The 26,846-nt window shown below is 61.3% G+C and carries 27 protein-coding genes and 1 tRNA gene; 9 read left to right on the top strand and 19 right to left on the bottom strand.

All coding sequences use genetic code 11. The features are described 5' to 3' along the window. Nucleotides 1–33: 33 nt before the first annotated feature. Genes orn through cmrA form a run of 3 tightly spaced genes read right to left on the bottom strand, consistent with a single transcriptional unit; the run spans nt 34 to nt 3,223 of the window. Nucleotides 34–672 carry an oligoribonuclease gene (gene orn / locus FHU29_RS17770; RefSeq protein ID WP_064439532.1) on the bottom strand — a complete coding sequence of 213 codons (639 nt, stop codon included), beginning with the start codon at nt 670–672 and terminating at the stop codon, nt 34–36. Nucleotides 673–731: 59 nt separating this feature from the next. Beyond that, nucleotides 732–2,405: an AMP-binding protein gene (locus tag FHU29_RS17765; protein WP_064439388.1), complete on the bottom strand. Its 1,674-nt coding sequence runs from the start codon at nt 2,403–2,405 to the stop codon at nt 732–734. A gap of 11 nt (nt 2,406–2,416) precedes the next feature. Further along, entirely contained in the window at nt 2,417–3,223 is an 807-nt protein-coding gene (cmrA, locus tag FHU29_RS17760; RefSeq protein WP_064439387.1) for a mycolate reductase, read from the bottom strand. A 266-nt stretch (nt 3,224–3,489) separates the two neighbouring features. On the opposite strand from cmrA, the gene FHU29_RS17755 reads away from it, so the two are divergent. Further along, nucleotides 3,490–4,038, top strand: coding sequence for a hypothetical protein (locus FHU29_RS17755; RefSeq protein ID WP_064439386.1), 549 nt, complete (start codon nt 3,490–3,492; stop codon nt 4,036–4,038). A 33-nt stretch (nt 4,039–4,071) separates the two neighbouring features. Here the strand turns inward: FHU29_RS17755 and FHU29_RS17750 are convergent, their stop codons facing one another. From FHU29_RS17750 to FHU29_RS17705, 10 genes are all read right to left on the bottom strand, one after another. Then, on the bottom strand, nt 4,072–5,127 hold the full coding sequence (locus tag FHU29_RS17750) for a zinc-dependent alcohol dehydrogenase family protein (RefSeq protein ID WP_064439385.1): 1,056 nt from the start codon (nt 5,125–5,127) through the stop codon (nt 4,072–4,074). Between the two features lie 94 nt (nt 5,128–5,221). Then, on the bottom strand, nt 5,222–7,273 hold the full coding sequence (locus FHU29_RS17745) for an NADPH-dependent 2,4-dienoyl-CoA reductase (protein WP_064439384.1): 2,052 nt from the start codon (nt 7,271–7,273) through the stop codon (nt 5,222–5,224). A gap of 53 nt (nt 7,274–7,326) precedes the next feature. Beyond that, a complete protein-coding gene (locus tag FHU29_RS17740; RefSeq protein WP_083962193.1) occupies nt 7,327–7,923 on the bottom strand; it encodes a PadR family transcriptional regulator in 597 nt (198 codons plus the stop codon). 48 nt (nt 7,924–7,971) lie between these two features. Beyond that, nucleotides 7,972–8,493: an O-acetyl-ADP-ribose deacetylase gene (locus FHU29_RS17735; RefSeq protein ID WP_064439383.1), complete on the bottom strand. Its 522-nt coding sequence runs from the start codon at nt 8,491–8,493 to the stop codon at nt 7,972–7,974. A 131-nt stretch (nt 8,494–8,624) separates the two neighbouring features. After that, nucleotides 8,625–9,317 (bottom strand): fasciclin domain-containing protein, encoded by a 693-nt coding sequence (locus FHU29_RS17730; protein WP_064439382.1) that lies wholly within the window; start codon nt 9,315–9,317, stop codon nt 8,625–8,627. Between the two features lie 115 nt (nt 9,318–9,432). Beyond that, a complete protein-coding gene (locus tag FHU29_RS17725) occupies nt 9,433–10,986 on the bottom strand; it encodes a molybdopterin-dependent oxidoreductase (RefSeq protein WP_064439381.1) in 1,554 nt (517 codons plus the stop codon). 44 nt (nt 10,987–11,030) lie between these two features. Next, on the bottom strand, nt 11,031–11,762 hold the full coding sequence (locus FHU29_RS17720) for an anti-sigma factor (protein ID WP_064439380.1): 732 nt from the start codon (nt 11,760–11,762) through the stop codon (nt 11,031–11,033). Further along, a complete protein-coding gene (locus FHU29_RS17715) occupies nt 11,759–12,358 on the bottom strand; it encodes a sigma-70 family RNA polymerase sigma factor (RefSeq protein ID WP_064439379.1) in 600 nt (199 codons plus the stop codon). Before FHU29_RS17715 ends, FHU29_RS17720 begins: the two co-directional genes overlap by 4 nt. Before the next feature lie 84 nt (nt 12,359–12,442). Beyond that, nucleotides 12,443–12,859, bottom strand: coding sequence for a DUF4383 domain-containing protein (locus tag FHU29_RS17710; protein WP_064439378.1), 417 nt, complete (start codon nt 12,857–12,859; stop codon nt 12,443–12,445). Nucleotides 12,860–12,930: 71 nt separating this feature from the next. Beyond that, the gene (locus tag FHU29_RS17705; RefSeq protein ID WP_064439377.1) at nt 12,931–13,923 is read right to left on the bottom strand and encodes a YihY/virulence factor BrkB family protein; all 993 of its coding nucleotides are present in this window, start codon (nt 13,921–13,923) and stop codon (nt 12,931–12,933) included. Between the two features lie 235 nt (nt 13,924–14,158). On the opposite strand from FHU29_RS17705, the gene FHU29_RS17700 reads away from it, so the two are divergent. After that, the gene (locus FHU29_RS17700; RefSeq protein ID WP_064439376.1) at nt 14,159–14,527 is read left to right on the top strand and encodes a hypothetical protein; all 369 of its coding nucleotides are present in this window, start codon (nt 14,159–14,161) and stop codon (nt 14,525–14,527) included. A gap of 34 nt (nt 14,528–14,561) precedes the next feature. Here FHU29_RS17700 and FHU29_RS17695 read toward each other — a convergent pair whose 3' ends face one another. Then, nucleotides 14,562–15,374 (bottom strand): hypothetical protein, encoded by an 813-nt coding sequence (locus FHU29_RS17695; protein ID WP_064439375.1) that lies wholly within the window; start codon nt 15,372–15,374, stop codon nt 14,562–14,564. A gap of 158 nt (nt 15,375–15,532) precedes the next feature. Between FHU29_RS17695 and FHU29_RS17690 the strand changes: the two genes are divergently transcribed. From FHU29_RS17690 to FHU29_RS17680, 3 genes are read left to right on the top strand one after another with little or no spacing between them, the layout of a single operon-like run. Continuing rightward, the gene (locus tag FHU29_RS17690; protein WP_064439374.1) at nt 15,533–16,174 is read left to right on the top strand and encodes a DUF4232 domain-containing protein; all 642 of its coding nucleotides are present in this window, start codon (nt 15,533–15,535) and stop codon (nt 16,172–16,174) included. Between the two features lie 16 nt (nt 16,175–16,190). Then, nucleotides 16,191–16,757 carry a DUF4232 domain-containing protein gene (locus tag FHU29_RS17685; protein ID WP_083962190.1) on the top strand — a complete coding sequence of 189 codons (567 nt, stop codon included), beginning with the start codon at nt 16,191–16,193 and terminating at the stop codon, nt 16,755–16,757. After that, entirely contained in the window at nt 16,758–17,711 is a 954-nt protein-coding gene (locus tag FHU29_RS17680; protein ID WP_064439372.1) for a hypothetical protein, read from the top strand. An 88-nt stretch (nt 17,712–17,799) separates the two neighbouring features. Here the strand turns inward: FHU29_RS17680 and FHU29_RS17675 are convergent. The 5 genes from FHU29_RS17675 to FHU29_RS17655 form a co-directional block, all read right to left on the bottom strand. Beyond that, nucleotides 17,800–17,873: transfer RNA gene (locus FHU29_RS17675), tRNA-Arg, on the bottom strand. A gap of 122 nt (nt 17,874–17,995) precedes the next feature. Further along, a complete protein-coding gene (locus tag FHU29_RS17670; RefSeq protein ID WP_064439371.1) occupies nt 17,996–19,726 on the bottom strand; it encodes a hypothetical protein in 1,731 nt (576 codons plus the stop codon). Continuing rightward, nucleotides 19,723–20,304: a signal peptidase I gene (locus tag FHU29_RS17665; RefSeq protein ID WP_083962189.1), complete on the bottom strand. Its 582-nt coding sequence runs from the start codon at nt 20,302–20,304 to the stop codon at nt 19,723–19,725. Before FHU29_RS17665 ends, FHU29_RS17670 begins: the two co-directional genes overlap by 4 nt. Nucleotides 20,305–20,313: 9 nt before the next feature. Further along, nucleotides 20,314–20,952, bottom strand: coding sequence for a hypothetical protein (locus FHU29_RS17660; RefSeq protein ID WP_064439369.1), 639 nt, complete (start codon nt 20,950–20,952; stop codon nt 20,314–20,316). Next, the gene (locus FHU29_RS17655; protein ID WP_064439368.1) at nt 20,952–21,587 is read right to left on the bottom strand and encodes a SipW-dependent-type signal peptide-containing protein; all 636 of its coding nucleotides are present in this window, start codon (nt 21,585–21,587) and stop codon (nt 20,952–20,954) included. Before FHU29_RS17655 ends, FHU29_RS17660 begins: the two co-directional genes overlap by 1 nt. A gap of 174 nt (nt 21,588–21,761) precedes the next feature. Between FHU29_RS17655 and FHU29_RS17650 the strand changes: the two genes are divergently transcribed. The 4 genes from FHU29_RS17650 to FHU29_RS17635 all read left to right on the top strand — a co-directional run bounded on the left by FHU29_RS17650 (nt 21,762) and on the right by FHU29_RS17635 (nt 26,756). Then, nucleotides 21,762–23,834 (top strand): bifunctional copper resistance protein CopD/cytochrome c oxidase assembly protein, encoded by a 2,073-nt coding sequence (locus FHU29_RS17650; protein ID WP_157094958.1) that lies wholly within the window; start codon nt 21,762–21,764, stop codon nt 23,832–23,834. Between the two features lie 80 nt (nt 23,835–23,914). Continuing rightward, a complete protein-coding gene (locus FHU29_RS17645; protein ID WP_183377597.1) occupies nt 23,915–24,544 on the top strand; it encodes a single-stranded DNA-binding protein in 630 nt (209 codons plus the stop codon). Nucleotides 24,545–24,662: 118 nt separating this feature from the next. After that, nucleotides 24,663–26,339 carry an energy-dependent translational throttle protein EttA gene (ettA, locus tag FHU29_RS17640; RefSeq protein WP_064439367.1) on the top strand — a complete coding sequence of 559 codons (1,677 nt, stop codon included), beginning with the start codon at nt 24,663–24,665 and terminating at the stop codon, nt 26,337–26,339. A 3-nt stretch (nt 26,340–26,342) separates the two neighbouring features. After that, nucleotides 26,343–26,756, top strand: coding sequence for an acyl-CoA thioesterase (locus FHU29_RS17635; RefSeq protein ID WP_074390774.1), 414 nt, complete (start codon nt 26,343–26,345; stop codon nt 26,754–26,756). The last annotated feature ends 90 nt before the right edge of the window (nt 26,757–26,846 follow it).

Raw genomic sequence — 26,846 nt, 5'->3', positions numbered from 1 at the left:
TCATTCGCAGCGAGCGTCCCGATACTAGCGCGTTTAGGTGCGTTTTGCCGAATCGGCCTCTGCAGGACCGTCGGGTTCTTCCATAAGTTCCTTTGCGACCTGCGCAATATCGGTCGTCGACGGACCGGGAGCCGCCACGAAAGCGGTGCGACGATAGAACTTAAGTTCGCGGATTGACTCACGGATATCGGCGAGTGCCCGATGCGCGAGTCCCTTGTCCGGCTGGCCGTAATAGATCCGCGGATACCAGCGCCGGCACAGTTCCTTGATTGAGCTGACGTCGATCATTCGATAGTGCAAGTGCTCGTCGAGCTTTGGCATGTCGCGAGAGAGGAAACCACGGTCAGTCGCGATCGAGTTACCAGCGAGAGGGGCGCTGCTCGACGTCGGAACATGCTTGCGGATATATTCCAGCACCAGCTCCTGGGCCTCGTCGATCGTCACGGCTGACTTCCGCACCTCTTCGGTAAGCCCGGAGCGGCGGTGCATCTCCGCCACCACGGGCTGCATGGCGTCGAGGTCAGCGTCGTCAGCGTGGATCACCACGTCTACGCCTTCGCCGAGAATATTCAGGTCTGCGTCTGTTACCAGGGCGGCGATTTCGATGAGTTTGTCCTTGCTGAGGTCAAGGCCAGTCATCTCGCAGTCAATCCACACCAGCTTGTCGTGCACTCCATTCACAGTAGCCAGCATGTCACGGCGACGGGGGTTTGTTCACAACGAGGCGACGTTTATGCTTTCTCGTCGCCTTGAGGGTCAGGCAGTTCCCGGGGCACGACCTTCCCCGTAGCGTTGCGCGGCAGCTCCTCGAGAAAGACGACGTCCCGTGGGATCGAGTATCGCGCTAGCTTGTCCTTGACGTGCGCCTTTATGCCGTCTTCGTCGAGTTGATCGCCCGCTTGTCCCTCTTTGCGGACCACGTAGGCCGCGAGTCGTTTTCCGAAATCCTCGTCGTCGACGCCCACCACGGTGGCCTCCAGAACACCATCGAGTTCGCTGAGCACATTCTCAACTTCGCGTGGGTACACGTTCTCGCCGCCAGAAACGATCATGTCGTCAGAGCGCCCGTCAATGAAGAGCAAGCCTTCTTCGTTGAGGTGGCCGAGGTCGCCGGTCGACATGAGGTTGCCCCGGACTTCTTGCTCGGCACCCTCACGGGTGTATCCCTCAAAAATCATCCCGTTGCCCACGAAGATGTTGCCGACCTCGCCGTTGGGCACCTCATTCCCATCGTCGTCGAGGATCTTCACAACGGTGCCCAGCGGCGCACGGCCAGTGGTCGTCGGGTAGTCGAGCAATTCATCCGGTGTGGCAATCGCAGCCCAGCTGACTTCTGTAGAGCCGTACAGGTTGTAGAGGACTGGGCCGAGCTCATCGAGGGTGCGTTTGACAAGACCGGTGGGAATTGCCGATCCACTGGCGGCGATCACACGAAGGTGCGTCAGGTCGACGTCACGGTCTTGCTCGGGCAGGTCGACGATGCGATGCAGCATCGTGGGAACGAGGAACAGCGATGCTGCCCGGTGCTTGGATACCAGCCGCAGCGTTTCCTTCGGGGAGAACTTGCGCTGCATAACCAGCGTGGAACGCAGCGCGAGGTTGATCTGAACCGTTGCGAAGCCCCATGTGTGAAATATGGGCGCTGCGATGAAGCTCACCTCCTTGCTATGGAGGGGAAAGCGAGACAGGAGAGCTGATGCGGGCATCCAGCTGCGCGGTTCCGGGCGCCTCGCGCCCTTCGGTGTGCCCGTAGTGCCCGAGGTGAGGACAATCGTCTTGCCGCGTCGAGGCCGAGCTGGGAGCTTGGCTTCGGGGCTTTTCGGTGGGGGAGCATCGTCGATCAGTTGCGTCATAGTCGTCCAGCCGTCCCGTAGCGCGGACGAACCGCTGTCCGCCCAGGAAAGCGCGACCTCAGCATCGCTGAAGCCTTCAGGGAGGCGTTCGGTGAACTCCTCATCGAGGAACAACCACACGAGCTTCTGTTCACGAAGGACGTCAACCAACTGACCACTGGACGCGCCGGTGTTGAGCATGACCAGGTCGGTTCCCAGGCGCGCTGACGCGCCAATCAGCTGCAGAAAACCCCGGTGATTCCGGGCGAGAATGCCGATACGGTCGCCGGGCTCGACACCCTTCTGGACCAAACTGCGAGCGAGTGCATCGGCAGTCGCATCGAGCTCGCCGTATGTGATTGTCCCGGCATCGTCGATGACGGCGGGATGATCTGGATTGCGGCGGGCACCAAATGCAATCAGGCCGCCGGGCGTGAAGTCGAACCGGTACCACGCGGCGGCGACCTTGCCGAGACGGTCAGGCCGCATCGGGGCGACGATCCCGGCCTTGGTAATCGGGATCAAGCCTCTGGCAAGGTCGATCGCCTCGGACAGGGACGTCTTTGACACCATCGGTGCACCCTTCACTCTGCGCCGAGCTTCTTGTAGAAGCTACCGACTATCGGTGCGACGACCGCTCGCGGCGTATAACCGCCCGCAACGGACATCGCCTTACTCAATGGCCCGGGTACGACACGCATCTTGTTGCGTGCGAGCGCGTCGAGGGACAGCCGTGCCGTGTACTCACCCGAGACCCAGAAGAAGTCAGGAACGACGCGTTCCACTACTGACTGCTCCTCGACAGGTGGCATATCCGTACGGACCGGCCCGGGCGCGAGGAGCGTGACGTGCACCCCGCTTCCTTTGAGTTCCCCGCGGAGCGATTCGCTAAACGAGTTGGTGAATGCCTTCGTTGCGGCATACGTCGCATTGTTGGGGATGGGCATGTTTCCGGCAGCTGAACCAGTGATCAGGATGCCCCCGGCGCCACGTTCAAGCATTCCGGGCAATACGGCGAGCGTCAGGTCATGGACCGCGACCGCATTGAGTTCGACAACAAATCGTTCGTAATCGGGATCGAGTTTGCTGACGGGGCCGAACGTTGCGATTCCCGCATTGTTGCAGAGGATTGCGATATCGCGGCTGGCGAGCTCCTCACTGAGTTCAGTGCGCTTGGCGCGGTCTGCGAGGTCTATCGCCCGCACTTCGACGCTCACACCGAACTTCTCTTTCAAGCTGGCTGCGTTGCGCTCAAGTACATCCCGCCGCCGGGCAACAGTGATCAGGTTGTAGCCGCGCGACGCGAGTTCAGCAGCGAGCGATTCACCTATTCCTTGTGACGCGCCGGTGACTACAGCGCAGTTCTCAGTGCTGGGAAGGGGTATGGCCATGACGCGATCGTACTGTGTGGGGCCGAGCCGTCCGGGCAGTGGACCGCGTGGACTTCGCTGGCATATTGACTCGATTTGTGGGTTGAATGGGGACCCCACCAGATTCATCGAAAAACGACGATTTGTGATAAATGCCTAAGTGGATTCGCGGGCCGCATCCCGGAGCGCAATTTGCTGTAGACAGAATTTGCGAGGTTTGAGTTATGTACAGTTGGGCTCACTACCCCGACCTAACATGCTGAAACTATTTGCTCCGAGGAGAGCACATGAAACGACGCCAGGGGTCCGCGCTCGCCGCGGCCCTAATGACGGGCGGGCTGCTTCTCGCAGCGACGCCCGCGCTCGCGCAGAAGACCGATGGACCGGTGCGATTCAGTGCTGTGGGTAACGACCAGTGCGAAGTCACCTTCACGATCGAAAATGACACGAACAGTCGCTTCTACACCATCGACTACCTGATTGACGATGAGGTCGCAACCGGAACAGACTTCGGTTCTGGCCCTACGGGCAGGCGTGTGCTGAATTCGGCCGCGGAAGAGCCGCTCGGCCCGCCCGGCTACGTCCGCAACAGGCCCACCGAGACATCCACCGTCACAGTGAATCTCCGGGACATCGAAAACCGACCGAACATTGGCGCTGATAGCCACTTGATCAGGTATCGGATGATTCTCGGACCAAGCGCTGCTGATCGCGGCTCAGGTGAATTCTATGAGACGACAGTGACGGGTTGCGCCGATCCTGTCCCTGACCCTCCGAGCGGAAGCATCCAGCTTGATTTCGGCTCCCTTTTTGGCAGCCTAATCGGGTCTTCGTAAGTCACTAACTCGAGCCGAGAGTCGAGCCCGCTGTCAGACCTGCAGCATCACTTTGATAGCCGAACGGGTATCCATTGCCCGGTAGGCATCGCTGACGTCGTCGAGCTTCATCGTGGAGTCGAAGACCTTTCCTGGGTTGATGCCTCCGGTCGTCACATCAGTGAGTAGTTCAGTGATGTAGCCGCGCACCGGCGCAACCCCGCCGCCCACGCGCAGGTTTTTGCTGAAGATCGCCCCCGCGGGGAGTTCCGGCGCGCCCGCGGGAACGCCGACGAACCCGAGGTGACCGCCGGGCCGGAGGCTCGCGAGCGCTTGTGACATGGAGTCTTTCATCCCTACGCATTCGAGCGCGCAGTCTGCTCCTCCACCAATGAGGTCTTTGACGTGCGCGACGCCCTCTTTGCCGCGCTCAGCGACAACATCTGTCGCGCCGAATTCGCGTGCCAGCGCCTGACGTGTTTCGTGGCGGGACATCGCGATGATGCGTTCGGCTCCGAGCCGCTTCGCTGCAATGACCGCGCACAGGCCGACAGCCCCATCGCCTACAACCACAACTGTTGAGCCGGGGGATACGTTCGCCATGACGGCCGCATGATGGCCGGTGCCCATCACGTCGGTCAGCGCGAGCAGGCTGGCGTACGTGTCAGGATCTGGCTGGTCGGGGAGGGGGACGAGAGTTCCGTCCGCGTAGGGAACGCGAACGAATTCTGCCTGGGCGCCGCCGAGCTGCTCACCGGCGCGGTTCAGTCCGCCCCAGAAACCACCCCGGGTGCACGATGTATAGATGCCGTTCGCGCAGTTCGCGCAGTTCGCGCAGGTCCCGTCGCTGTTCGCGAATGGTGCGATGACGAAATCTCCGACACCGACTCCCTGTACTTCGGTGCCAGTTTCTTCGACTATCCCAATAAATTCGTGACCGATCGGGTGCGGGTGAGCTGTGGGTTCAGTGCCCCTGTAGGCCCACAGGTCGGACCCGCATACGCAGGTCCGGACGACGCGAACGAGCGCATCTGTGGGTGCGGCGAGCTGGGGATCGGCAACGGTTTCGAGCCGAATATCACCGGGTCCGTGGATGATCGTTGAACGCATGCGTTCCAGGCTATACGTCGGGCGCTGCCCCTTCCCCGCACCGTATGCACGGTCGTACGCACGGTGCGGAGAAAGGAGGTGATGCGCGGGCGTGCTACAGCTTCGCGGCGAGTTCAGTGCCCTGCCTGATTGCGCGTTTGGCGTCGATCTCGGCGGCGACGTCAGCGCCGCCGATGATGTGGGTCGGGATGTTGGCGGCTATCAGTTCCGCTTCGAGGTCCCGTACGGATTCCTGACCGGCGCACAGAACAACCGTGTCAACGTCAAGGATTTTCGCGTCCTTACTTTCCTCGCCGAAGCTGATGTGCAAACCCTGATCGTCGATGCGTTCGTAGTTGGCGCCGGTGATCTGTTTGACCTTTTTGCCCTTCAGTGCGGCGAGATGTACCCACCCAGTTGTCTTGCCCAGTGTCTTGCCGATCCGGCTCGACTTGCGCTGAAGAAGGTAGACCTCGCGCGGGGACGGTGACGGTTTACGTTCCGTCACAAAACCAGGGATGGTCTCCTCATAGTCAACACCCCATTCAGCCTTCCACTCTTCGAGGTTGAGCGACGGAGAAGTCTCGTGGGTGAGGAACTCGCTCACGTCTACACCGATGCCGCCGGCCCCGATCACGGCGACTTTCTTTCCGACGGGTTTCTTCTCCTTCACGGCTTCGGCATAGGTGAGGACTTTCGCGTGGTCGACGCCCGCGATCTTCGGGACCCGAGGCGTGACTCCGGTGGCGAGTATGACGTCGTCGAACCCACCTTCGATGAGTTCACTCGCGGTGACTCGAGTGTTCACATGCAGTGTGACCTGTTTAACTTCGATCTGACGCTTGTAGTAGCGGATCGTTTCAGCGAACTCCTCTTTGCCGGGAATCTCCTTGGCTATGGCGAATTGTCCGCCGATTTCCGAGTCCGCTTCGAAAAGTTCGACCTTGTGGCCTCGGTCAGCGAGGTTGATCGCTGCAGACAGGCCAGCTGGTCCGGCACCGACGACGGCGACCCGCTTCGCGCGTTTGGTCGGCAACAAAACGAGTTCGGTCTCTCGCCCGGCCCTCGGGTTGAGGAGGCAGGAAACCTTCTTCATCCCGAACGCGTGGTCGAGGCATGCTTGGTTGCAGGCGATGCAGGTGTTGATTTCGTCTTCGCGTGCTTCAGCGGCCTTGTTGACCCAATCCGGATCGGCAAGCATCGGGCGCGCCATCGAGATCAGCTGAGCATCGCCGTTTTCGAGGATCTCCTCGGCCATTTCGGGCATGTTGATGCGGTTAGATGCGCACACAGGAATACCGACGTACTTCTCGAGCTTGGAGGTCACCTCGACGAATGCACCGCGCGGAACAGAAGTGACGATGGTCGGCACGCGCGCCTCGTGCCAGCCGATGTCGGTGTTGATGATGTCGACTCCAGAACCTTCGAGATCCTTCGCAAGCCCGACAATTTCGTCCCAGGTCTGGCCGTCCTCGACGAGGTCGGCCATGGAGAGCCGGAAGATCACGATGAAATCGGTGCCGACCGCATCCCGGATCGCCCTGGAGATTTCGACAGCGATACGCCGACGGTTTTCGGGTGAGCCGCCCCATTTGTCGGTGCGCTTGTTCGACCTCGTGCATAGGAACTGGTTGATGAAGTACCCTTCACCGCCCATGATTTCAACCCCATCGTAACCGGCCTCTTTCGCCAGCCTGGCGCACCGGGCGTAGTCGCGGATCGTCTTCTTGATCAAGATGTCCGGGAGCGCGAACGGCGTGAACGGGTTGATGGGCGATTTGATCCTAGAGGCTGAAACACTGAAGGGCAGATAGCTGTAGCGACCGCCATGCAGAATCTGCAACGCGATCTTTCCGCCCTCTTTGTGCACTGCACCCGTGATCTCGCGGTGGCGCTTCGCCTCCTTCTTTGTTGTGAGCTTGCCAGCGAAGGGGTACAGGCAACCCTCGAGATTGGGGGAGTAGCCGCCAGTGACGAGGAGCGCCACACCCCCACGCGCCCGCTCAGCGAAGTAAGCCGCGAGCTTCTTCGTATTCTTCGGCCGATCTTCGAGGCCCGTATGCATTGACCCCATGATGACCCGGTTTCGAAGCGTCGTGAAGCCCAGGTCAAGTGGGGAGAGCAGGTTCGGGTACTTGGGGTGCGGCGTTGCGGGGCTATCTGCCATTGGTGATGTCACTTTCATCAGGGGGCGACCAGGATGCGGGCTGTGCATTCCGGTTAGCGAGCGTCAGCGGGCTGTGCCTCATCTCGCGCATGCTCTGGATTTTGTGGCTGCTTCAAGACTTCGGTGAGGCGGGCGATTACTTCGCTGCACCATGCGGCAAGCGTTTGTTCTTCGAGAATTCCGGCTCTAAGCACGAGATACTGGTGCAGAGCGCGACCAGACAGTGATTCTGCATCAGGGAAGTCCCGCGCCTCGATCTCGCGATACACGCTGAGTTGTCGAAGCGCGGCGTCGCGGTAATGCGTGAACTGGTCTACGAGCGCGCCGGTATCTCCGTAGCTGGCGCCGCGAAGCTTGACCGCAAGGGTCGCTCGGGTATTTGCCTCGCCGGTCTCCTCGGAGATCCACGCCCGCAGAGCTTCCTGGCCTTCCGTGCTTGGTCTGTAGACCTTTTTGTCGGGCCGCGCGTTCTGATAGACGACTTCCTGATTGACCCAGCCGACGTCAGCCATTCGCTTGAGCGTGCGGTAGATCTGCTGGTGACTTGCGCTCCAGAAGTAGCCGATGGAGCGGTCGAATCGCCGGGCCAGCTCGTAGCCTGACCCAGCGCGCTCCATCAGCGATACGAGAATCGCATGCTCCAACGACATGTCAGGAGCATAGCTATGCAACTGGTTTCATAGCAAGCCTGAATTGCCCTACTCGTGTCGACGGATCTCTTCAAATGCTTGTTGCAGCGCATCCGCCGCTGGCGGTGAGTACGCGACAAGGTGGACCGACAGCTGGGTGTGCGAGGTGTAGACGGCTTCAACGGCCAGAAGTGCTGCGTTCGCGAGTGGCCACCCGTATGCCCCCGCGGAGATCAGCGGAAAGGCGATCGATCTTGCCCCGAGCCCGCTCGCGACATCGAGGCTGCTGAGGTAGGCCGAACGAAGTATGTCAGTGCGATCCTCACTGGCTGAGTAAACGGGGCCAACTGTATGAATGACCCAGCGCGCCGAAAGGTCTCCGGCAGTTGTCGCTACCGCTTTCCCGGCTGGCAATCCAGACGGAAATGTCGTTGCACGAATTTCTTGGCATTCTCGCAGGATTGCCGGACCGCCGGCGCGGTGGATCGCTCCATCAACTCCGCCGCCGCCCAGTAGTGAGGAATTTGCCGCATTGACGATCGCGTCGGTCTCGGCCTGGGTTATGTCACCCTGATATATTTCGATGCGCATTGTGACTCCGCAGGAATTTAGGGTTGCTTAACAACTTTGAGTGTATCGTGCGGAAACTCGTCAAAAAGCGAAAACCACCCCAGCTGAGGCTGAGGTGGTTTTCACGCATTACCTGTTAGGTAATTGAGGGGTCACTCCTCCGGTGGGAGCATCACGGTGTCGATGACAAACACAGTGGCATTAGCCGTAGGAATATTGCCGCACAGCACGGTAGCGTCGTTGACGGTCACGTCATCGCCCGATCCGCTGATTGTGATTGTCTCGCCCTGGATGGTTTCGAGCTCGCCAGCCTCGAGGATCGCGTCACGGTCGTGACGCTCCGGAACGACGTGGTAGGTCAGGATCGACGTCAGCTGCTCCTGATCCGCGAGCACCTCGTTCAAGGTTTCTTCACCGAGAGCGTCGAAGGCATCGTCAGTCGGTGCGAAAACGGTGTACTCGGCGTTCGGATCGTTCAGGGTATCAACGAGACCTGCTTCGGCAACTGCGGTTGCCAGGGTCTGTAGCAGCGGGTTGTTGCTGGCTGCAGTAGCCACGGGATCCGCAACCATGCCGTCGAGCGAGCCTGGATCACTTGGGTCTGTAGGCACTGCGCTGCAGGCTTCGCCGAAGACATCGTCGACAGTGGTGACACCGTCGCCCATAGCCATGTCGTCGTCGTCCATGTCCATGCCATCGTCCATGGTCGTGTCGTCTTCCATGGTAGGCACAGCGTCCTGGACTGTGTCCGTCGTACCGTTCTCATCGTCGGTGCCGCAGGCAGACATTACTAATGCGAGCGCCGAGGCGGCCGAAAGCACAGCGATTTTCTTGGTAACGCGCATTGGACTATCACTCCTTCATCGGACGTGGCCCGGACCAGTTCTTCCGGTGCCTTCGAATGATATTCGACGCGATGTTGCCTGAGGATTGGTTGAGAAGAAAGAAATATTTTCGAGATCATGCTTCGGCACTGAACGCGATCGAATGCCAGCCTGTCGCGCCGTCCGGTATGGGTGGTACGCGCTCTTCCTGCTGCGTAAAACCGCTGCGGTCGGTCGCGCGGCATTCAATACGATGACTTCCCGGCTCGAGATCGAGCTCAATTCGCCACATTCGCCACGTGTCGATATTGACTTCAGCGCTTAATTCGGATTCAGCCCACTCGCCGCCGTCCACGCGAACTTCGACACGGTCGATTCCAGTGTGCTGGGCCCACGCGATTCCCGCTGCCACATACCGCCCGGGCTGGACTTGAGCGAACGAGCGCGGCCGGTCGATCCGCGACATGGTCTTGACCGGTCCGCGCTCAGCCCAGTTGCGCCGGACCCAGTACGCATCGAACTCATCGAACGTGGTGACTTCCATGTCGACCAGCCACTTCGTGGCTGACACGTATCCATACAGACCAGGAACAACCATACGCACCGGGAACCCGTGCTTGACGGGAAGCGGCTCTCCGTTCATGCCAATGGCGATGAGGGCGTTGCTGTCCTCAGCCATGACCACATCCACAGGAGTGCCGCACGTCCACCCGTCCGAACTGGTCGTCGCTAGCTGGTCAGCCCGCGGGTCGAGGCCCGCTTGACGAAGGACGTCTGCCAGCGAAACGCCGATGAAGTTCGCGGTCGAGATGTATGGGCCACCGACTTCGTTGGACACGCAAACCAGCGTGATCGTCTTCTCGACCAGCGGCATTGACAGCAAATCGTCGTAGGTGAGGACGATCTCGCGATCGACCATGCCGTGGATGCGCAATTGCCACGTGTCGGCGCGCAACTGAGGAAGTGTCAGCGCTGTGTCGACGCGATAGAACTCAGAGTTCGGGGTGATGAAAGTTGGTGTCCCGTCCGCTGTGAAGTCAGCGCCGGGCGGTATTGGCGGTGCTGGAACGTCCGCGATGATGTCGAGCGCCTCACGGGAACTCTCCGCCCCGACGCGCTGGCCGAGCATTCTGCCGCCGAGCGCGGCCGCACCCGCACCCACTGCGACGGCAGTCGAACTAACCAGGAATGTGCGACGGCCGAGACCAGGAACGTCCCACGCCAGCTGCTTCTCGGTGGGCGCATCGGGCGACGCGGGAGCCGCAGCTCGGTGCAGCCACATGAAGCTCGCCACACCCGCAAGGATGCTGACGGCGGGAGGAACAAGCCACAGCCCAGTGAACGTCGGCCGCGAGAGCGCCGCCGCTACCGCCGCAGCTCCCAGAATCACGATCAGAGCCGAACCCGCGATTTTCGATTTCCGTGAAGCCAGCCCCGCGATCGCGGCGAGAACCAGCAGACCTAAACCGATGGAACCGAGAAGGACATTCTTGTTGTCCTCTCCGAACTGCTGGATCGCGAACTCTTTCATCGGTGTGGGGGTGACATCGATGACCGCGTTGCCGACCGCGAAAATCGGTGAGGCTTCGGGGCTGATGAACCCGGCTGCTAAGTGTCCCGCGCCGAGAGCAGCCGCCACCGCCAGAACGCTCGCCGTGATGGCGCGCAACGGTGTGATGGTGGCGGTCATCCAACTCCCTCTTTCCGTGTCGTTGTTCGTCTACGTCGCCGGTCTTAGTCGACTGGCATGACCATGATCGGGTCGGTTGTTCCCTGCGGTGAACCGCCGGCCGGCTCGATCGTCACCGCGAGTTGCGAACCCTCGCCGATGCCGCGGGCGAGTACTGCATCTTGTTCGTAGTTCTCGATGAGTCCCGGCGAGTGGCTGCCGTCTGGGCCCAGCACCCACAACTGATAGGCGAGCTCCTCGGGGAGCGGCTCGAGATCGTGTGTCACGAACAGGGCTGCTCCATGGCTATGCGCGACCACCGCGGTTGCTGCGCCGCCGCTCTCCATCGTCGTGGTCATCATCTGTGCATCCTCGGCGGTGATCAGCGTGGCGAATTCCTCATACTGCTGTGCGAGGAGTTGGCGCGCCTCCGTCTCGTCACTTAGACGTTCGTTGACCTGCCCGAGCTGAATGCCAAGCGCGATAGCTACAACCAGGCTGGCTGCGGCAACAATCGAAGACGCGACCGGTAGCCAAGATGTCCGGCGTGGCTCAGGTGCGATCTCAGGAGGCCGTTGGCGAGTTTGTGCGACCTCGTTGAGAACGCGCTCCCGCAACCGTTCTGGTGGGTCAACCGCGGCAGCAGCGCCGACGCGTGCGGCTGCTTCACGCAGTTCAGCCACTTCGTCAGCGCACATCGGGCACCGCTTGAGGTGGGCCTCAAAGCGTTCACGCTCGAACGCGGGCAATGCGTTAAGGGCATATGCCCCCGTTAGCGAATGAAAGTCCGTCCTCACCGCGATACCCCCATGCAATCCCTCAACCGGATAAGCCCATCCCTCATCCGGGTCTTGATAGTCCCCAGCGGTACCTTCAGCAGTGTCGCGACCTCGGGATAGGTGTATCCCTGGTAGAAAGCGAGCATCACCGATTCGCGCTGCAACTCCGTCAGCGATCCGAGACATCGCTGCACCTGGCGGCGCTCCATCTTTGCGTCCACTTTCTCGCTTACCTCGTCGAAACTCCGTTGCTCCGACGTGTATGCCGCTTTTCGTTCGCGGTCCGTCGACGCTTGTGCGGAGCGCACGCGATCCACCGCCCGTCGATGCGCGAGGGTCATTGCCCAGGTCATCGCGCTGCCTCGTTCCGGATCGAAACGGGGAGCGGTTCGCCAGAGTTCAACGAGAACGTCCTGCGTGACTTCCTCTGATTGGGCGTGATCGCGCACAATCCGGCGGACCAGGCCAAACACCGAAGGAGTGACGTGGTCGTAGAACTGAGCGAACGCCTCCTCGTCGCCCAGACCGGCTCGGGAGAGAAGTACCTCGGGCGGCTCGGGCACCCCGTCATCTCCGGCCGGCGCGACGGCCCGCACGCGTTCATGCTCCGGCATATCGGACATCCTTCCTGTGCTTTCTCAGCATGGGTGACCGCTCCGTGCTGCGGGATGGATTGGCCGAAGTACGCACTGCGTTTGTCATGGCGACACAAACCTTGGGCGGGCTACGGGGCGGTCCGCGAGCATTCCCACGCCGAGAAGTGCGAGCGCACTTCCCAAGTGAAGGAAATGGTCCGGTCCGTTGAGTGCCAGGACGTTAAGCACCGTTGCACTGATGATTGGCCCAGCCACGCCGACGAGCAGGTAAGTTGCGCCGACGGCCACGTTCGCCGCCTTGGCAGCACGGGTTCCGGCCGTGGCAGCCACAATGAGGCCCACCCCAATCAGCAGATGAACGAGGTTGTGTAAGGCGTTGACGCCGAAGAGTCCGAGCAGGGCACCTCCTTCTGCGCCAGCGACTGGGAACCCGCTTGAAACCGTGAAGCCGAGAATGCCTACGGCGAGATAAATCGTGCCGAACCCGTATGCGACGAGTTGGTTCACGCTCCGCGACATCAGTCCTCCCTGGCACGTATCAGTCAGTCACTGATGTATTCGCGACCGAAGGCGCCCAGGATTGGTCCCACTCACGGCTGGGTATCGTCAGGATGGCCCTGGCCACGCCGTAGTCGAAGTCCGTCCCGCTCTTCCTCTTCACGCTGACTGTCGCGCTTGATGGTGGCCTCCGTGTCGCGTGGCTCCAGGCGCACCTGATCCTCGGCAGGAACGCCACTCTGAAGTTGCTTCCCGCGCTGTATTTCAGTGTCGAGTTCCGCGCCGAACAGGAGCGCAATGTTCGTGATCCAAAGCCAGAGCAGGAAGACCACCACGCCCGCGAGCGAGCCGTACGTTTGGTTATACGTCGCGAAGCTGGTGACAAAGCTGCCGAAGCCCACCGAGCCCGCCACCCACGCGCTGATCGCCACGACTGCCCCAGCACTGAGCCAGCGAAAGCGGTGCCGCCGCACATTGGGTGTCGCGTAGTACAGCAGTGCTACTAGCACCATCACGAGGAAGAGGATGAGCGGAAACCGCACGAAGTTCCACACCTGCAATGTGGTGTCCCCGAGTCCGACAAGTCCGCCGAGCGCTTCCAAGATCGGCCCGCTCACGACGAGCATTGCGCACACTAGCGCCGCAAACACCAGGACAACTATCGTGACACCAAGCATGAATGGGCGCAGTTTCCAGAATGGCCGCCCCTCCTCAATGCCATAGATGCGATTCAGCGCCCGGCCGAAACCATTGACGTAAATCGAAGCTGTCCATAGCGCGCCGATTAGACCTGCGGTAAACGCGAGACCTGCCGAGGGGGTGGCCACGACCTGTTCGATAGGTCCTTCCAGCGCTTCAACGACGACCTCTGGCGCCACATCGGCGAGGAATTCGAGCGCCACGTCAACGGTGCGCTGGCCTTGACCTAGCAACCCAATGAGCGAGACGAGAGCAATCAAAGCCGGGAAAAGCGACAACACAGCGAAGAAGGTGAGCGCGGCCGCGAGATCGACGCAATCATCACGCAAGAAATTCCGGCCGGTCTTTTTCGCTATGTAGCGCCATGACGCCGCAGTTAGTTGCATCGACGAACCTGGCTTTTCAGTTGGGTCAGGACCGTCCGCATATCCGTCGGACTCTCTGGTTCCACAGTAGCTGGCTGCGGCGAGGGATACCCAGACCGAGGGTCTAAAAACCAGAATGCCGGGTATCAAGCACCTTGAACGACGATGGGATGGCGGTGGGAGATTGGCTGGGCAGTGTCCGGTGCGGCGACGGGCCGCGCCGCGTGGGGCACGCTTCGCGGCGTGGGGTGTGTGCGTGGCCGCACTTGCGAGCGCCTGTAGTGACGGCAAGGCTGAGCTTGGTGGCCCGGCGCCGTCGGGTGTCGCTGGAATCCCAGTCCCGGAGCATGCCGAAAACACTGCGATAACTGTGTGGACGTTGCCTGAAAGCGATTACGAAGATCTGATCGGGTGGTTCGACAAACACTTGCCCGCGGGGGAGAGACTGAATGAGCTCGACTACTGCGTCAAGCAAGAACTAGCCACCATGACGGCGTGGCATTGGTGGGAAGCCGCGGCGGAAGAAGGCTCACCCCGCGAATGGCTGAGCGTCATCCTTTTCGATGAAGAGCCGGCACGGGTGGAGATTTCCCAGACCGACGATGGTGATCCGCGGTGCAATTGAGAACGAGGTCAATCGCTGAAGCGTGATTCGCTCTCTAGCGCTGCTCTTCGTCTCGACGCGCAGCGGATTCGGCCGCCGACGGGTCAGGGAGATCAAATTTTCCGGCAACTGCCTGTTCAACGGCGATCTTCGCTCTTACGGCGGGTTGCCGGAATCGCTTCTCTCTGGTCTTAGCGCGGCTTTCTTTGCGTGATTCGGGTGGGTACCGCCAGCGCGCCCATGGTGCGGCTGGCCGGCTGAGCCGGATAGCACCGATGAGCAATAGCGGGGGAATGAACAGACCGAAAAGCCCGGTCCACACTTTCCCCTTGAGCAACGTCACCGCGGCGAGTCCGTACTGAACGGCTAAGACACCAATTGACATCGCGAGAACCGCTGCGGTGCGTTGCTCTTCGTACCTGGCGAAGTCGCCTGACAGGCCGAGCGGATGGATCCCAAGCACAAACAAAACTGTGATCGCGAAAGCTACGAAAATCGCGTCGATGCTCTCGCGTCCCTCTTGCGTCCAATAGTCATCTCGAAGGTGGAGAAGCATCGCGAATTCGTCGAGGACGAGGGCGGCGCCGATGCCGAAGAGAGCGGCGAGAATGTTGTTCGTGACGTGCGTTTCATAGTTGGCAAGTGCGATCAGCAGAAATCCGGCGATGAGCATCATCACGATGCCGAACACCGAGTGGTGTATGTGCAGTCCGCCTGGTGTCACGTTGCCCGGCCACCAGGACACTTGCGCGCGGATCATCCTGGTGCTGAAGCGTATGAACAAGAACGTCAGCGCGAACGCCACCATTAGGAAGAACAGCGGCAAGCGGCCGCTATCGACGATTCTCTCGGTGAACCATTCCGTCATCGACGACCGCGACCTTTCCAGAGCGAGCCATCAGCGAAACCCGACGTACATCGTCATCCGGCAACCGTTCATTTCGGACACGGTGCATGATATCGAGAGTAAGATCATATGCGTTTCATTCAGCTGCTGCTGGCGGGCAGGCAACGGATGGAGGCGTGATGATCGCACGAACCCCACGACAGATTGCCGCAGCTCTCGGCTGCGCCCTCGGCCTGGCGCTCACAGCGTGTACGACCGTCGTCGAGGACGAACCCGCGACGGAGCCCGGCACGAACGGCGAGCAGACCGAAGCGCAACCAAGTCCAGAAACGACAGAGCCGCAAGCCACGACTACAGCCGAAGAGACGCCCGCGGGACCGGCTCACGGTGACAGGTGCCTGTCAGACGAACTGGATGTCGAGATTGGTGGCCAGGAAGGTGCGGCCGGCTCAACAACGTACACATTCGTATTTACGAATACGGGCGATCGCACGTGTGTGATGCACGGGTTCCCGGGTGTTTCCTATGTGACGGGGGAGGGCGGCTCGCAGATAGGACAGGCCGCCGAGCGCAGCGGTGACGTCGGCGAGGCCATTGACCTTGCGCCAGGAGCGCAGGCTTCGTCTGAAGTCGAGGCCGTAGACGTGACTAACTACCCAGATGATGTGTGCGACCAGACCGATGTTGCTGGATTCAGGGTCTATCCGCCCAACGACTTCGACTACCTCTTTGTGGCGAATGAAACCACCGCGTGCGCCAACGCCACCACTGACGCACATCAACTCGATGTAAGCGCCGTCGTGGCCGGCGCCGGTGAATGACAACGGAGGTCGCGAAATGACGGGGAGAACGCTAAAGACCCACGCAAGTTATGGCGCGGCCGTGGTGCTGCTTGCTGCTACTGCGCTCAGCGGATGCGGTGCGGAGCAAGCGTCCGAGGGGCTAGACCTGGTGAACTCGTCACAGTCACTGGCAGGTTGTACAACCGGTGAGCTCGAGGCCAGTCTGGGCGAACCGCAAGGAGCGGCGGGCTCAACTGTTTACACCCTCATCTTCACCAACACGGGCTCGGAAGCCTGCACCCTGCAGGGGTTCCCTGGCGTGTCGTACGTGACTGGTCCTGATGGTTCCCAAATCGGTCGCGCAGCCGAGCGCAGCGGGTCGACAGGTGGCCAGATTTCACTAGACCCCGATGGGCAGGCATCGGCGAGGATCAGGGCAGTGGATGTGGAGAACTATCCGTCGAATGTCTGTGACCCGATGGAGGTCGCGGGATTCCGGATCTACCCGCCTAACGACTACGACTCCCTGTACGTCGCCAACAGCGCGACCGCATGCGCCAACGTCAATACGGATGCCCACCAACTCGACGTGACGACGGTCGAACCGGGCGTTCAGGAGTAAGTGAACTTGCCCAGCGGGTCCCGTAGGTTTTCGGCGGTCGCCTCGTCATCGATTCTTGCGACAGCGGGAATCTTCCTATTCACTAATGCCCCCGCGGCGGCAGACGAAGTGTGCACTGGTCACGGCACTGGAACCGTCATGTGCATCTATAGCTTTGCTGACAACGCAGGGGGCGACCACAGCTTCGAAGTTCCCGGAGACGTTTCGTCTGTGAGCATCACCGCGATCGGCGGTTCCGGTGGCGCTGGCGCTATCGGAGCAAACGGGGGCGCAGGCGGAGCGGCAGCCGCGGTGACTGCGCAGGCCCTTGCGGTGACACCCGGCTCAACACTCGATGTGGTGGTTGGCGGGAACGGCGGCCCAGGCGTGAGTGCGACGGGCGGCGTCGGCGGCTACGGCGGAGGAGGAAACGGCGGAAACGTCGACGTTGGAGATGGCGGGGCTGGCGGCGGCGGAGGTGGAGCCTCCGAGGTGCTCGCCGGTGGGACCCCCCTAATCGTGGCCGCAGGTGGGGGCGGTGGCGGTGGCGGTGGTACCGGCGGCAATCTCGGCGGGTCGGGTGGGACAGCAGGTGCAGCAGGTTCCGCAGGCGGGACCATCGGCGGGGGCTCCGGCGGTGGAGCCGCGAGTGAGACGGCAGGCGGACCCGGTGGATCCCTCGGCGGCGGCGACGGTACGCAGGGACAAGGCGGAACTGGTGCTGCCGGCCCAGTCGACAGTGGAGCCGCAGGTGGTGGCGGTGGGGGACTCTTCGGCGGTGGCGGCGGCGGAATCGGTGCCCGCGGAACCGGAGGCGGTGGTGGCGGTGGTGGATCGTCTGCCGGTGGCGCCTCAAGCACCACAGCGCTTCCTCCCAGCGTGACGATCATGTACAGCGAACAAGGCTTGGAACCCGCGCCCTGTGACGGCTTCACGCTAGGGTCGATCTGCATCCCCGCCATCTTCAGTTCCTGAATGCCGTATGCGGATCCGGGAGAGGTAGGCGGACTTCGTCTCGTTGTCGCGCTCTTCGAGCCAAGGTTCGGGACTTGCGCGATGATTGTGCCCCCGGCAGGACTCGAACCTGCGACCTAGGGATTAGAAGGCCCTTGCTCTATCCACCTGAGCTACGGAGGCGTGACACGTCACCCGCGACGCCTGAGAGTGTAGCGGAGGTGGCATGGCGGTCGTTGCGCCGAGCGTCGTTGCTAGCGGACGCGTCGCGATCGACTGTGGGTGTCACTAGCCATTGCCACGGCTTAGACGTTGCCCTCGTCGGGTGTTGTGGTGACGGCCGCGGTCGTCTCCATCGTCGTCGGGGCAGGTACTGCGGTTGTCGTGGGCAGCGGAGCACTTGTGCTCGGCGGCGGCGGTGGGGCCTGTGGTTCTGTGGTTCGCGCCGGTTCTTGCGGGACTACAGGCATCGGTTCCGCCGGCGGAGCCTCAGCATCGGCAGTGGTCTCCGGTGGGGGAGTTGTCACCGGTGTCGGGGGTGGCGGCGCTGGCGGCAACGTGAAGGACCATCCGGCGGTGCCGTTCGGCTGGAATACAAGCCGCGAATCGGTATTGCGCACGTCGAAGACGATCCAGCCGCGATAGGTGGAGGACGGGGCCATCGTGGTAGCGATGGCAGGTGCCGCGTCCGTGCATCCACTTACCGATGAGGTGAACTTCGCGACGTCACCGGTGGTGCTGAGAGTGCCGAAACTTGATGCCGTCACACCGGAGACGCGGCTCGTGCTGTCCTGATCGGACGTCGTGATGTCGAGTTGGATGGCTACGAATTCCCCGAGTGCTGTCCCTGGGCAGCCAGTCGTATACACGATGTCACTGATTGACGCGCTGCCGAGTTCCGTGCCGTCTATCGCGCGCATAGCAAACGTTTCACGGAGGGCGATTGGCGCGGGTGCGGGTGTCGGCGAGGGCTCGTCTGACTGCTGCTCAAGATCGGAATCGGCTTCGTTCGCCTCGGTGGTTGGTTCCGACGCTGACGTGGTCCCGGCATCTGAGTCAGTTTCTTCATCTGACGTCTCGGTTAAACGCGCGCCGTCAGCTTCGCTATCGGCCGCATCGTCCTCGACCTCTGCCAGGTCGGCTGCGTCTTCGAACCGGCCGACATTCGCGGCAACTGGCTGGGAGAGTGCGGACATTGCAGCGAATGGGGAAAGTCCGCCCAGGTTGCATTCAGCATCAACGAGGGTGATGTCAATGACTCCGTCGATCACGGCGAGATACCTGACATCAAGCCGTATGTGCAAGTAGGACCTAGCGCCGTTAGATGATGTTTGCACCTGCCGAGTAAGGCCCGCCTTGATATAGGGACGCCCTAAAAGCGTGTTCTGCGCCTGTGTGTATTCAAATGTGCCGTTACTTGTGGGAATGGGGATGTTGAGTGTCCCTGCCGCGATGTTGTTCCCTGCTGGAGCAATTGCGGTGGGTGAGCCATCGTCACACCGAGCGGCACCAGTAATTGCTCCGGATGTCTGGATCACCGTGTAGAGGCCGATAAGGCCGAGGAGATTGACGCGACCGGTGAGGTTGCTAAAACTTGTCGCTGCGTCTGCGCTATGCGGAGCAGCCGCAGGATCGCAGTCTTCGTTGGGGTTCGCCGCCCCGACTGTGTATGCCCCGCACGCGCTTGCATTCCGGCTACTCACGGTGAAGAACAGAATCTGTGCGGCACCGAGCGAGGGAGTGTGTGTGGTGCGGCCAGGGCTTGTGTGTGAACGTAAAGCCGACGCCCCAGGGATCGGCTGCTGTGATCCAATGATCAGCAAGTTGTCGGTGACAACGCCAGCTCCAGCGGCGCCCCGCCCGTAACCCTGCGTCGGCCAGGTATCTGTCCCGATGTTGGCTCTAGCCCAGACGGCGTCATTGAATGCCGCGTCCGTGGCGGTGACGAGTCCGCCCCCGGGGTGCAGAGCGGCTGCCGCGAACGCGACGACACCTAGGGCGATCACCGCAAGCTTCCGGCGAACGTGACGTTTCATAATCCCGACTTCGGTTCTGCAGCTGCAGGAGCTGCAACGACCTCTTCGTCATCCTCGCGACGCGGCCAGAAAGCCCAGCCGACGAGAAGCGCCGCGCCGAGGGTTATCCCAGCCATTACACGCGGGTCGGACACCCGAACGATTACCCGGGCGAGCCCAGGCATATGCCACAACACTGTGCGGACGGTGGTGACCTCGTATGGGGCGGGGTCGGGATTCGGATTAGCATCACCCTGCATGCTGATGACCGTGGCGCCGTTAGCCCCTAGTTCTGTGCCGATGACGCGGTGCGTGACGGGCAACAGTCCTGGCTCCCGGTCGACTGTGATGATGTCACCGATCTCCACAGTCTCCGCGGGCACTTCACGCACTACGGCGAGCGAGCCAGCCGGAATGGTCGGGTGCATCGACCCTGTCCGGAACATGATCAGTGTGATGTTGAAGGCGAAGGCGCAGATCACCGCGATGATGCAGACCACACCGAGTACCGAGAGAATGTTCAGCAGCATCCCACTGAAGAAGGCTCCAGTTTTCCGGAGGGCTCTCCGGGGCGAGCGCCACGTGGCGGGTGTGGTCATTGGGTCCTTCTACGATGTTGATTCGGCCGCGAACTTCCAGTTCACGGTGAGTTGGGCGCCGGAGATTCCGGACGTCGTCCAGTTAGCTGGAACGTTCGGCAGGCTGATTTCGAAGCAGTAATCTCTGCTTGGCCCCGGGCTGCCAGTGCTGCCGGCATCGAGCGCTATTGCTGCGGTCGCCGACGAAGTTCCCAGACCCTGCGACGTGCTCGGGTTTCCGATGACAAACGTGCCGGATGCGAAAGCAGCCGCGTTGCATGTCGATGCCTGCACAACCCGATAGCGCAGAGCCTGGAATAGGGAGCCGGATCCCGCTGCTCCCTCGAGGGTGACGACAGCGGGGAGCGAATCAGGACCCGTTCGCAGTGAGATACCCGCGTATCCGGCGTCGCCTGGACGCATCGATTCAATGTCGATCGGGAATGCGAGTTCCGCGGCGCCACTATCGGGTCCGGGATAATGTTGCCACCCATTCCCGACGTTTCCCTCAACGCTGAATGGTGCGGTCCCGAACCCTGCGGCGACGAACAGCGATTCACTCCAGCCAGCAAGTACGATCGTCGCTCCGGTACCTAGGACAACCCCAGCGGCGGCGAGGGCCCGGATTTTTCGGGCCCTCGACCGCCCTTGGGCAGGACGGTCAGCCATCAGGCGGATTCAGCGTCGAACTTCCACAGGACCGAGCCGGTTTCCTGCTGGCCTCCGGTGTACGGGCCGGAGCCGTTGGGGAGATGGACGACAAAGCACAGGTTGTACTGGGTGCCGTCGCCATTGACGGTGATGGGGGTGGCGCCGCCCGCACCGAGCGGTGCGCTCGAAGGCCAGCCTGTGAGCGCTGCACCTGCTGTGCCGTCGTTGCAGTTTGCGAAGTTCGCGCCGGTCACCGTCAGTTGGAGGTCGCTGACGAATGGGTTGGTGTTCGCGACGATGGCGCCGTTGAGGATGACGGACGCGTCGAGGGTGGAGGTGTCCGGGCCGACCCGCAGCGCGAAGGGAGCGTAGACCGTGTCACCGGGGACCATAGCGAGGTTGTCGAGCGTGAATTGAAGCTGTCCGGCTTCGGCCGACGTTGCGTACTCGAACCAGGTGCTTCCGCCATCGGTCGAGCCCTGCACGTTCCAGGCATCGGTGGCGAACTGTCCCTCTGCCCACACCGAGTCGTTCCACGCGGCAAGGGTGATTGCAGCGCCGATGCCTAGGACTACACCACCCGCGAGTATCGCGCGGATCTTGCGCTTGCGGTCGGATGTGTCGCGGGGCGTGACGGGGGCGGTCGTGGTCACGGCGGCCTCTTTCGAGAGAAGGTGTGATTTAACACTGAAGTATGTGTCATGTGAAGTATCACACCCCGGTCTCAAAATGTTACAGGCCTTTGGAAATTAGATTTGGTGACCTAAGTCCTTCTCCATGAATCTGCGGTTCGCGCTGGCAGTCGATGTCCCCGTACCCTGTCTGCCATGGCGAACGCTGAATCTGCGGCTATGTCAGCCGGGTCGCTCGGCAGTGCTGAGGACGAGACACCGAATCAGCCTATTGACGGAGAGTCCCGGTCGGGTCTCGCAGCAGTGGCCGCGATGGCGGCTTTGATTGCCGCGCTCGTGGCAGCTGGGTTGGCGAGCCTGTCGGCAACCGACGCGCTGGTCCTCCTCGGCATACCTGACCCGGGTGTTGCCACACGTTATGGGCTGCCTGCAGTGCAGTCAGTGGGCTACGTCGCCGCAGTAGCGGCTGTCGGATGCGCTTTGCTGGCGGCCTTCCTAGTGCCGCCGCAGTCCAACGGGGTGCTTGATGTTGGCGGTTATCGCGCGATCCGCGTGTGCGGCGGTGCTGCGGCGATCTGGGCGGCATGTGCGTTTCTCATGGTTCCGCTGACATTGTCCGACGTTTCGGGGGCCGGATTCCTCGAGGCCGTCAGACCCGAAAACCTGTGGCCAAGCCTTCCCCGCGTCGACACGGCGCTCGCGTGGGCCTGGACTGGCGTGTTCGCTTCCACGCTGGCAATGGTTTCGCGCGCTGTGCTGCGCTGGTCGTGGACACCCGCCCTGCTTGCGTTGTCGTTGTTCACGCTGATGCCGCTGGTACTGACGGGCCATTCAGCGTCGGGCGGCAGCCACGATGTAGCAACGAACAGTCTGTTCTGGCACATCGTGGGCGCGTCGCTCTGGATGGGTGGGCTGTTCGCCGTGCTGATGCATGCATGGCACGGGGGTGAACATCTTGCGCTCGTGGTACGGCGCTACTCGCTGCTCGCCGGGATTTCTTTCGCAGCCGTCGGGCTTAGTGGGATTGTCAATGCGTTTGTCCGCATCGAGCTAGGCGATCTTTTCAGTGACGCATACGGCAGGATCGTGCTGGTTAAAGCGGTTGCGCTGGTTTTCCTCGGTGTCTTCGGCTGGTCTCAGCGCCGGCGCGTGGTCGGCGTCCTTCATCGTGACGCTCACGCGCGAACCCCGTTTGTCACGCTCGCCGTCGCCGAGTTCTTCATTCTCGCGGCGACGTTCGGGCTTGCGGTGGCGTTAGGCCGAACGCCGCCCCCTGCCCCTTCCTCCGTCCCGACACTGATGGAGGTAGAACTTGGCTACAACCTGGAAGGTTCGCCCACTTTCGCGCGACTGATGCTTGACTGGCGTTTCGACCTCATTTTCGGGACGCTCGCGATAGTCCTGGCGGTCCTGTACGCAGTCGGCGTCCGGAAGCTGAATGCGCGGGGTGACGCGTGGCCAATCGGACGCACGATCGCGTGGCTGTCCGGCTGTGTTGTTCTCCTAATCGCGACCTCGTCTGGGATCGCGCGCTATGCGCCGGCAATGTTCAGCGTTCATATGGGCTCCCACATGCTGCTGTCAATGCTGGTTCCGGTACTGCTGGTGCTTGGAGGCCCGGTGACGCTGGCGCTTCGTGCGCTAAAGCCGGCAGGCAAGGGTGGCGTCCCGGGGCCACGGGAGTGGATTCTCGCTGCAGTCAACAGCCCGGTTTCGAGGTTCCTCACCCAGCCCGTGATCGCCGCGATCCTGTTCGTTGCGGGCTTCTACGGTCTGTACTTCGGCGGAATTTTCGACGCCTACGTGGGCAGCCATGCGGCCCACATCCTGATGAATCTACATTTCCTCCTGAGCGGTTACCTGTTCTATTGGGTGGTGATCGGTGTGGACCAGTCGCCACACCCGATGCAGCCGCTCGCGAAGCTCGGAGTGCTCTGGGCGACGCTGCCGTTCCATGCGTTTTTCGGTATCGCTCTAATGAACATGGAAACAGTCATGGGTGGCTGGTTCTACCAGCAACTCAATTTGCCGTGGGTCCCCGACCTTTTAGCGGACCAGCGAGTTGGGGGCGGTTTGGCGTGGGGCACCGGTGAAATGCCGTTGATCATCGTCATGCTTGCGCTCCTTGTTCAGTGGTCGCGTACTGACCGGCGCTTTGCGCGTCGAATGGACCGCGTGGCGGACAATGACGACGACGCGGCGCTCGCGGCTTACAACGCGATGTTCGCCGAGTTGGCCCGCAAAGAGGCGGAGCGGCAGGGCAAGTAGCCCCGCGCCCTACCACGCGCCCCCGACACAATCCGGTTGCCATGAGAAGGAACTCACCCGGTTTTCCACAGGTTAGGGGGTTGTCCACAATTCGGTTCGCCGCGCCCCGCGAGCTTTCAAACCCCGTCATTCTGGTTTCAGCGTCACTTCGCATTCCAGACCGCCAGTGGGCGGCGGCACAGACCAGGGGAAAAGGCATGTACGAGAGCTACACAACCATCGTGGGCAACGTCGCGAGCAGCATGAACCGACGCGTAGTTGGCACCCGCGGTGATGACGTGGTGAGTTTCACGGTGGCATCGACGACCCGAGTGTTCGACAGATCGAATGCAGAGTGGAAAGACGGAACAACGCTGTTCGTCCGCGTCAGCTGCTGGAACAAGGCCACTCACCGTGTCATTGCAAGCTTGATGAAGGGCGATCCGGTGATCGTGCACGGCGATCTTCATACCCACACGTACACGGACAATGAGGGTCAGCAGCGAATGTCACTCGAGATGCGAGCACGCGCGGTCGGGCCAGACGTCACCAGGTGCATCGCGCAGATCGATCGTCGCGCGCCAGCGAAGACTGAAGACAAGGTGGCGCCAGAGCTGAATGTGGAGCAACGACCAGAAGGCAGCGCAGAGACTGTGCCGCACGAGGATGCAAGTGATGATGAAGGCGACGAGCCTGACCTCAGTGAGAGCGGAATCGCAGTCGCTGCCTAGCGAATCGTCGACTGCGAGGTAGGGGAGAACGGCCAACTGCGCTAACCTGCAACACGGTAGTTTGGGTGACGCATGAGGCCGTTCCCGCTGCAATGCAGGACAACTTCGAGAGGTAATTGTGGCTGAGTTTATCTACACCATGAAGCGCGTGCGGAAGGCGCACGGTGACAAGGTCATCCTCGATGACGTCACCCTGGCTTTTCTCCCCGGCGCCAAGATTGGTGTTGTCGGGCCCAACGGTGCAGGTAAGTCAACTGTACTGAAGATCATGGCGGGACTGGAACATCCGAGCAACGGCGACGCGTTCATCGCGAATGACAAAACCGTCGGCATTCTGCTTCAGGAACCACCGCTTGACGAGTCGAAGACTGTTCGCCAGAACGTCGAGGATGGTCTCGGCGAGACCAAGGTGAAGCTCGACCGGTTTAATGAGATAGCCGAACTGATGGCGACCGACTACTCCGATGAACTGATGGAAGAAATGGGAAAGCTCCAGGAGGAGCTTGACCATGCTGATGCCTGGGACATTGAATCCCAGCTCGAACAGGCGATGGATGCGCTTCGGTGCCCGCCCGCTGACGAGCCGGTCACCAAGCTCTCCGGTGGTGAAAGGCGCCGCGTTGCACTGTGCAAGCTGTTGTTGAGCAAGCCGGACCTCCTGCTACTCGACGAACCCACCAACCATCTTGACGCGGAGAGCGTGTTGTGGCTTGAGCAGCACCTCGCGAATTATGCGGGCGCGGTCCTTGCGGTCACACACGACCGCTACTTCCTTGACCACGTCGCCGAGTGGATTCTTGAGCTCGATCGCGGCAAGGCGTACCCGTACGAGGGTAATTACTCCACGTACCTCGAGAAGAAGGCCGAGCGACTCGAAGTCCAGGGTAAGAAGGACCAGAAGCTCCAAAAGCGCCTCAAAGACGAACTCGCCTGGGTCCGGTCGGGAGCGAAGGCGCGACAGGCCAAGAGCAGGGCGCGGTTGCAGCGTTACGAAGAAATGGCGACTGAAGCGGAAAAGACGCGGAAGCTCGACATGGAAGAAATTCAGATACCTGCTGGTCCACGCCTCGGCAGCGTCGTTGTTGAGGTCAAGAACCTCGACAAGGGCTTCGGCGACCGGATACTCATCAAAGATCTGTCGTTCACTCTGCCACGCAACGGCATCGTCGGCGTCATCGGTCCGAACGGTGTTGGTAAAACAACCCTGTTTAAAACGATTGTCGGACTCGAAGAGCCGGACTCGGGCACGGTCAAGGTCGGCGAGACGGTCAAGCTGAGCTATGTTGACCAGCACCGTGGCGGTATTGACCCGAAGAAGACGGTATGGCAGGTCGTGTCGGACGGCCTCGATTACATCGAGGTCGGTAACACCGAGATGCCGTCGCGTGCATACGTCAGCGCTTTTGGTTTCAAGGGGCCAGATCAGCAGAAGCCGGCGGGAGTGCTGTCCGGTGGCGAGCGCAACCGGCTCAACCTCGCGCTCACCCTGAAGCAGGGTGGCAACCTGATCCTGCTGGATGAGCCCACTAACGACCTAGACGTGGAAACTCTCAGTTCACTTGAGAATGCTCTCGAGAACTTCCCAGGCTGTGCTGTCGTGATTTCCCACGACCGATGGTTCCTTGACCGGACCTGTACGCACATCCTCTCGTGGGAGGGTGACGACACCAACTCCGCGAAGTGGTTCTGGTTCGAAGGAAACTTCGAAGCGTACGAAGCGAACAAGATCGAGCGGATGGGTCCCGAAGCTGCGCGTCCACATCGCGTCACATACCGTCGCCTAACGAGAGACTGATCTGTGTCCGACACATACAAATGTCAGGTCGAGGTCCGCTGGGGCGACTCCGACATGCTCGGGCATGTCAACAACACGAAGTTCATCGAATACGCGCAGGAGGCGCGCGTACGTTTCATCGCGGAGAACTTTGGGCATGCCTTCACCGCAGGCAAGGCAGTCGTGGTCCGACACCTCGAGGCCGACTTTGAGCGCCCGCTCTTCACCGAGTCGGGTCCGCTCACAGTCGAACTCGAGGTGCTCACGATCGGAACGAGTTCGTTCACGATCCGCCACCTCGTATTCGACAACGCTGGGAATCGCGCTGGAGCACTAACCGCTGTGCTGGTGGCATTCTCGACGACATCGAATTCGTCACGGCCACTGGAGCCTGCCGAGAGAGAAGGGCTAGAAGCGTACCTGGTTACGGACGAGTAACGAGCCTGCTACAGGCAATATTGCGTAACTACACCCACAAGTAGGGAATCGCTAATAGCCTCGTGAGCGTTGGTGCTGCGTCAGGAAGGT

Origin of the sequence: Hoyosella altamirensis (assembly GCF_014191505.1) — a bacterium.
Lineage (GTDB): Bacteria > Actinomycetota > Actinomycetes > Mycobacteriales > Mycobacteriaceae > Hoyosella > Hoyosella altamirensis.
The sequence above is the reverse complement of the archived record's forward strand: the minus strand, read 5'-3'. Positions and strand labels throughout refer to the sequence as shown.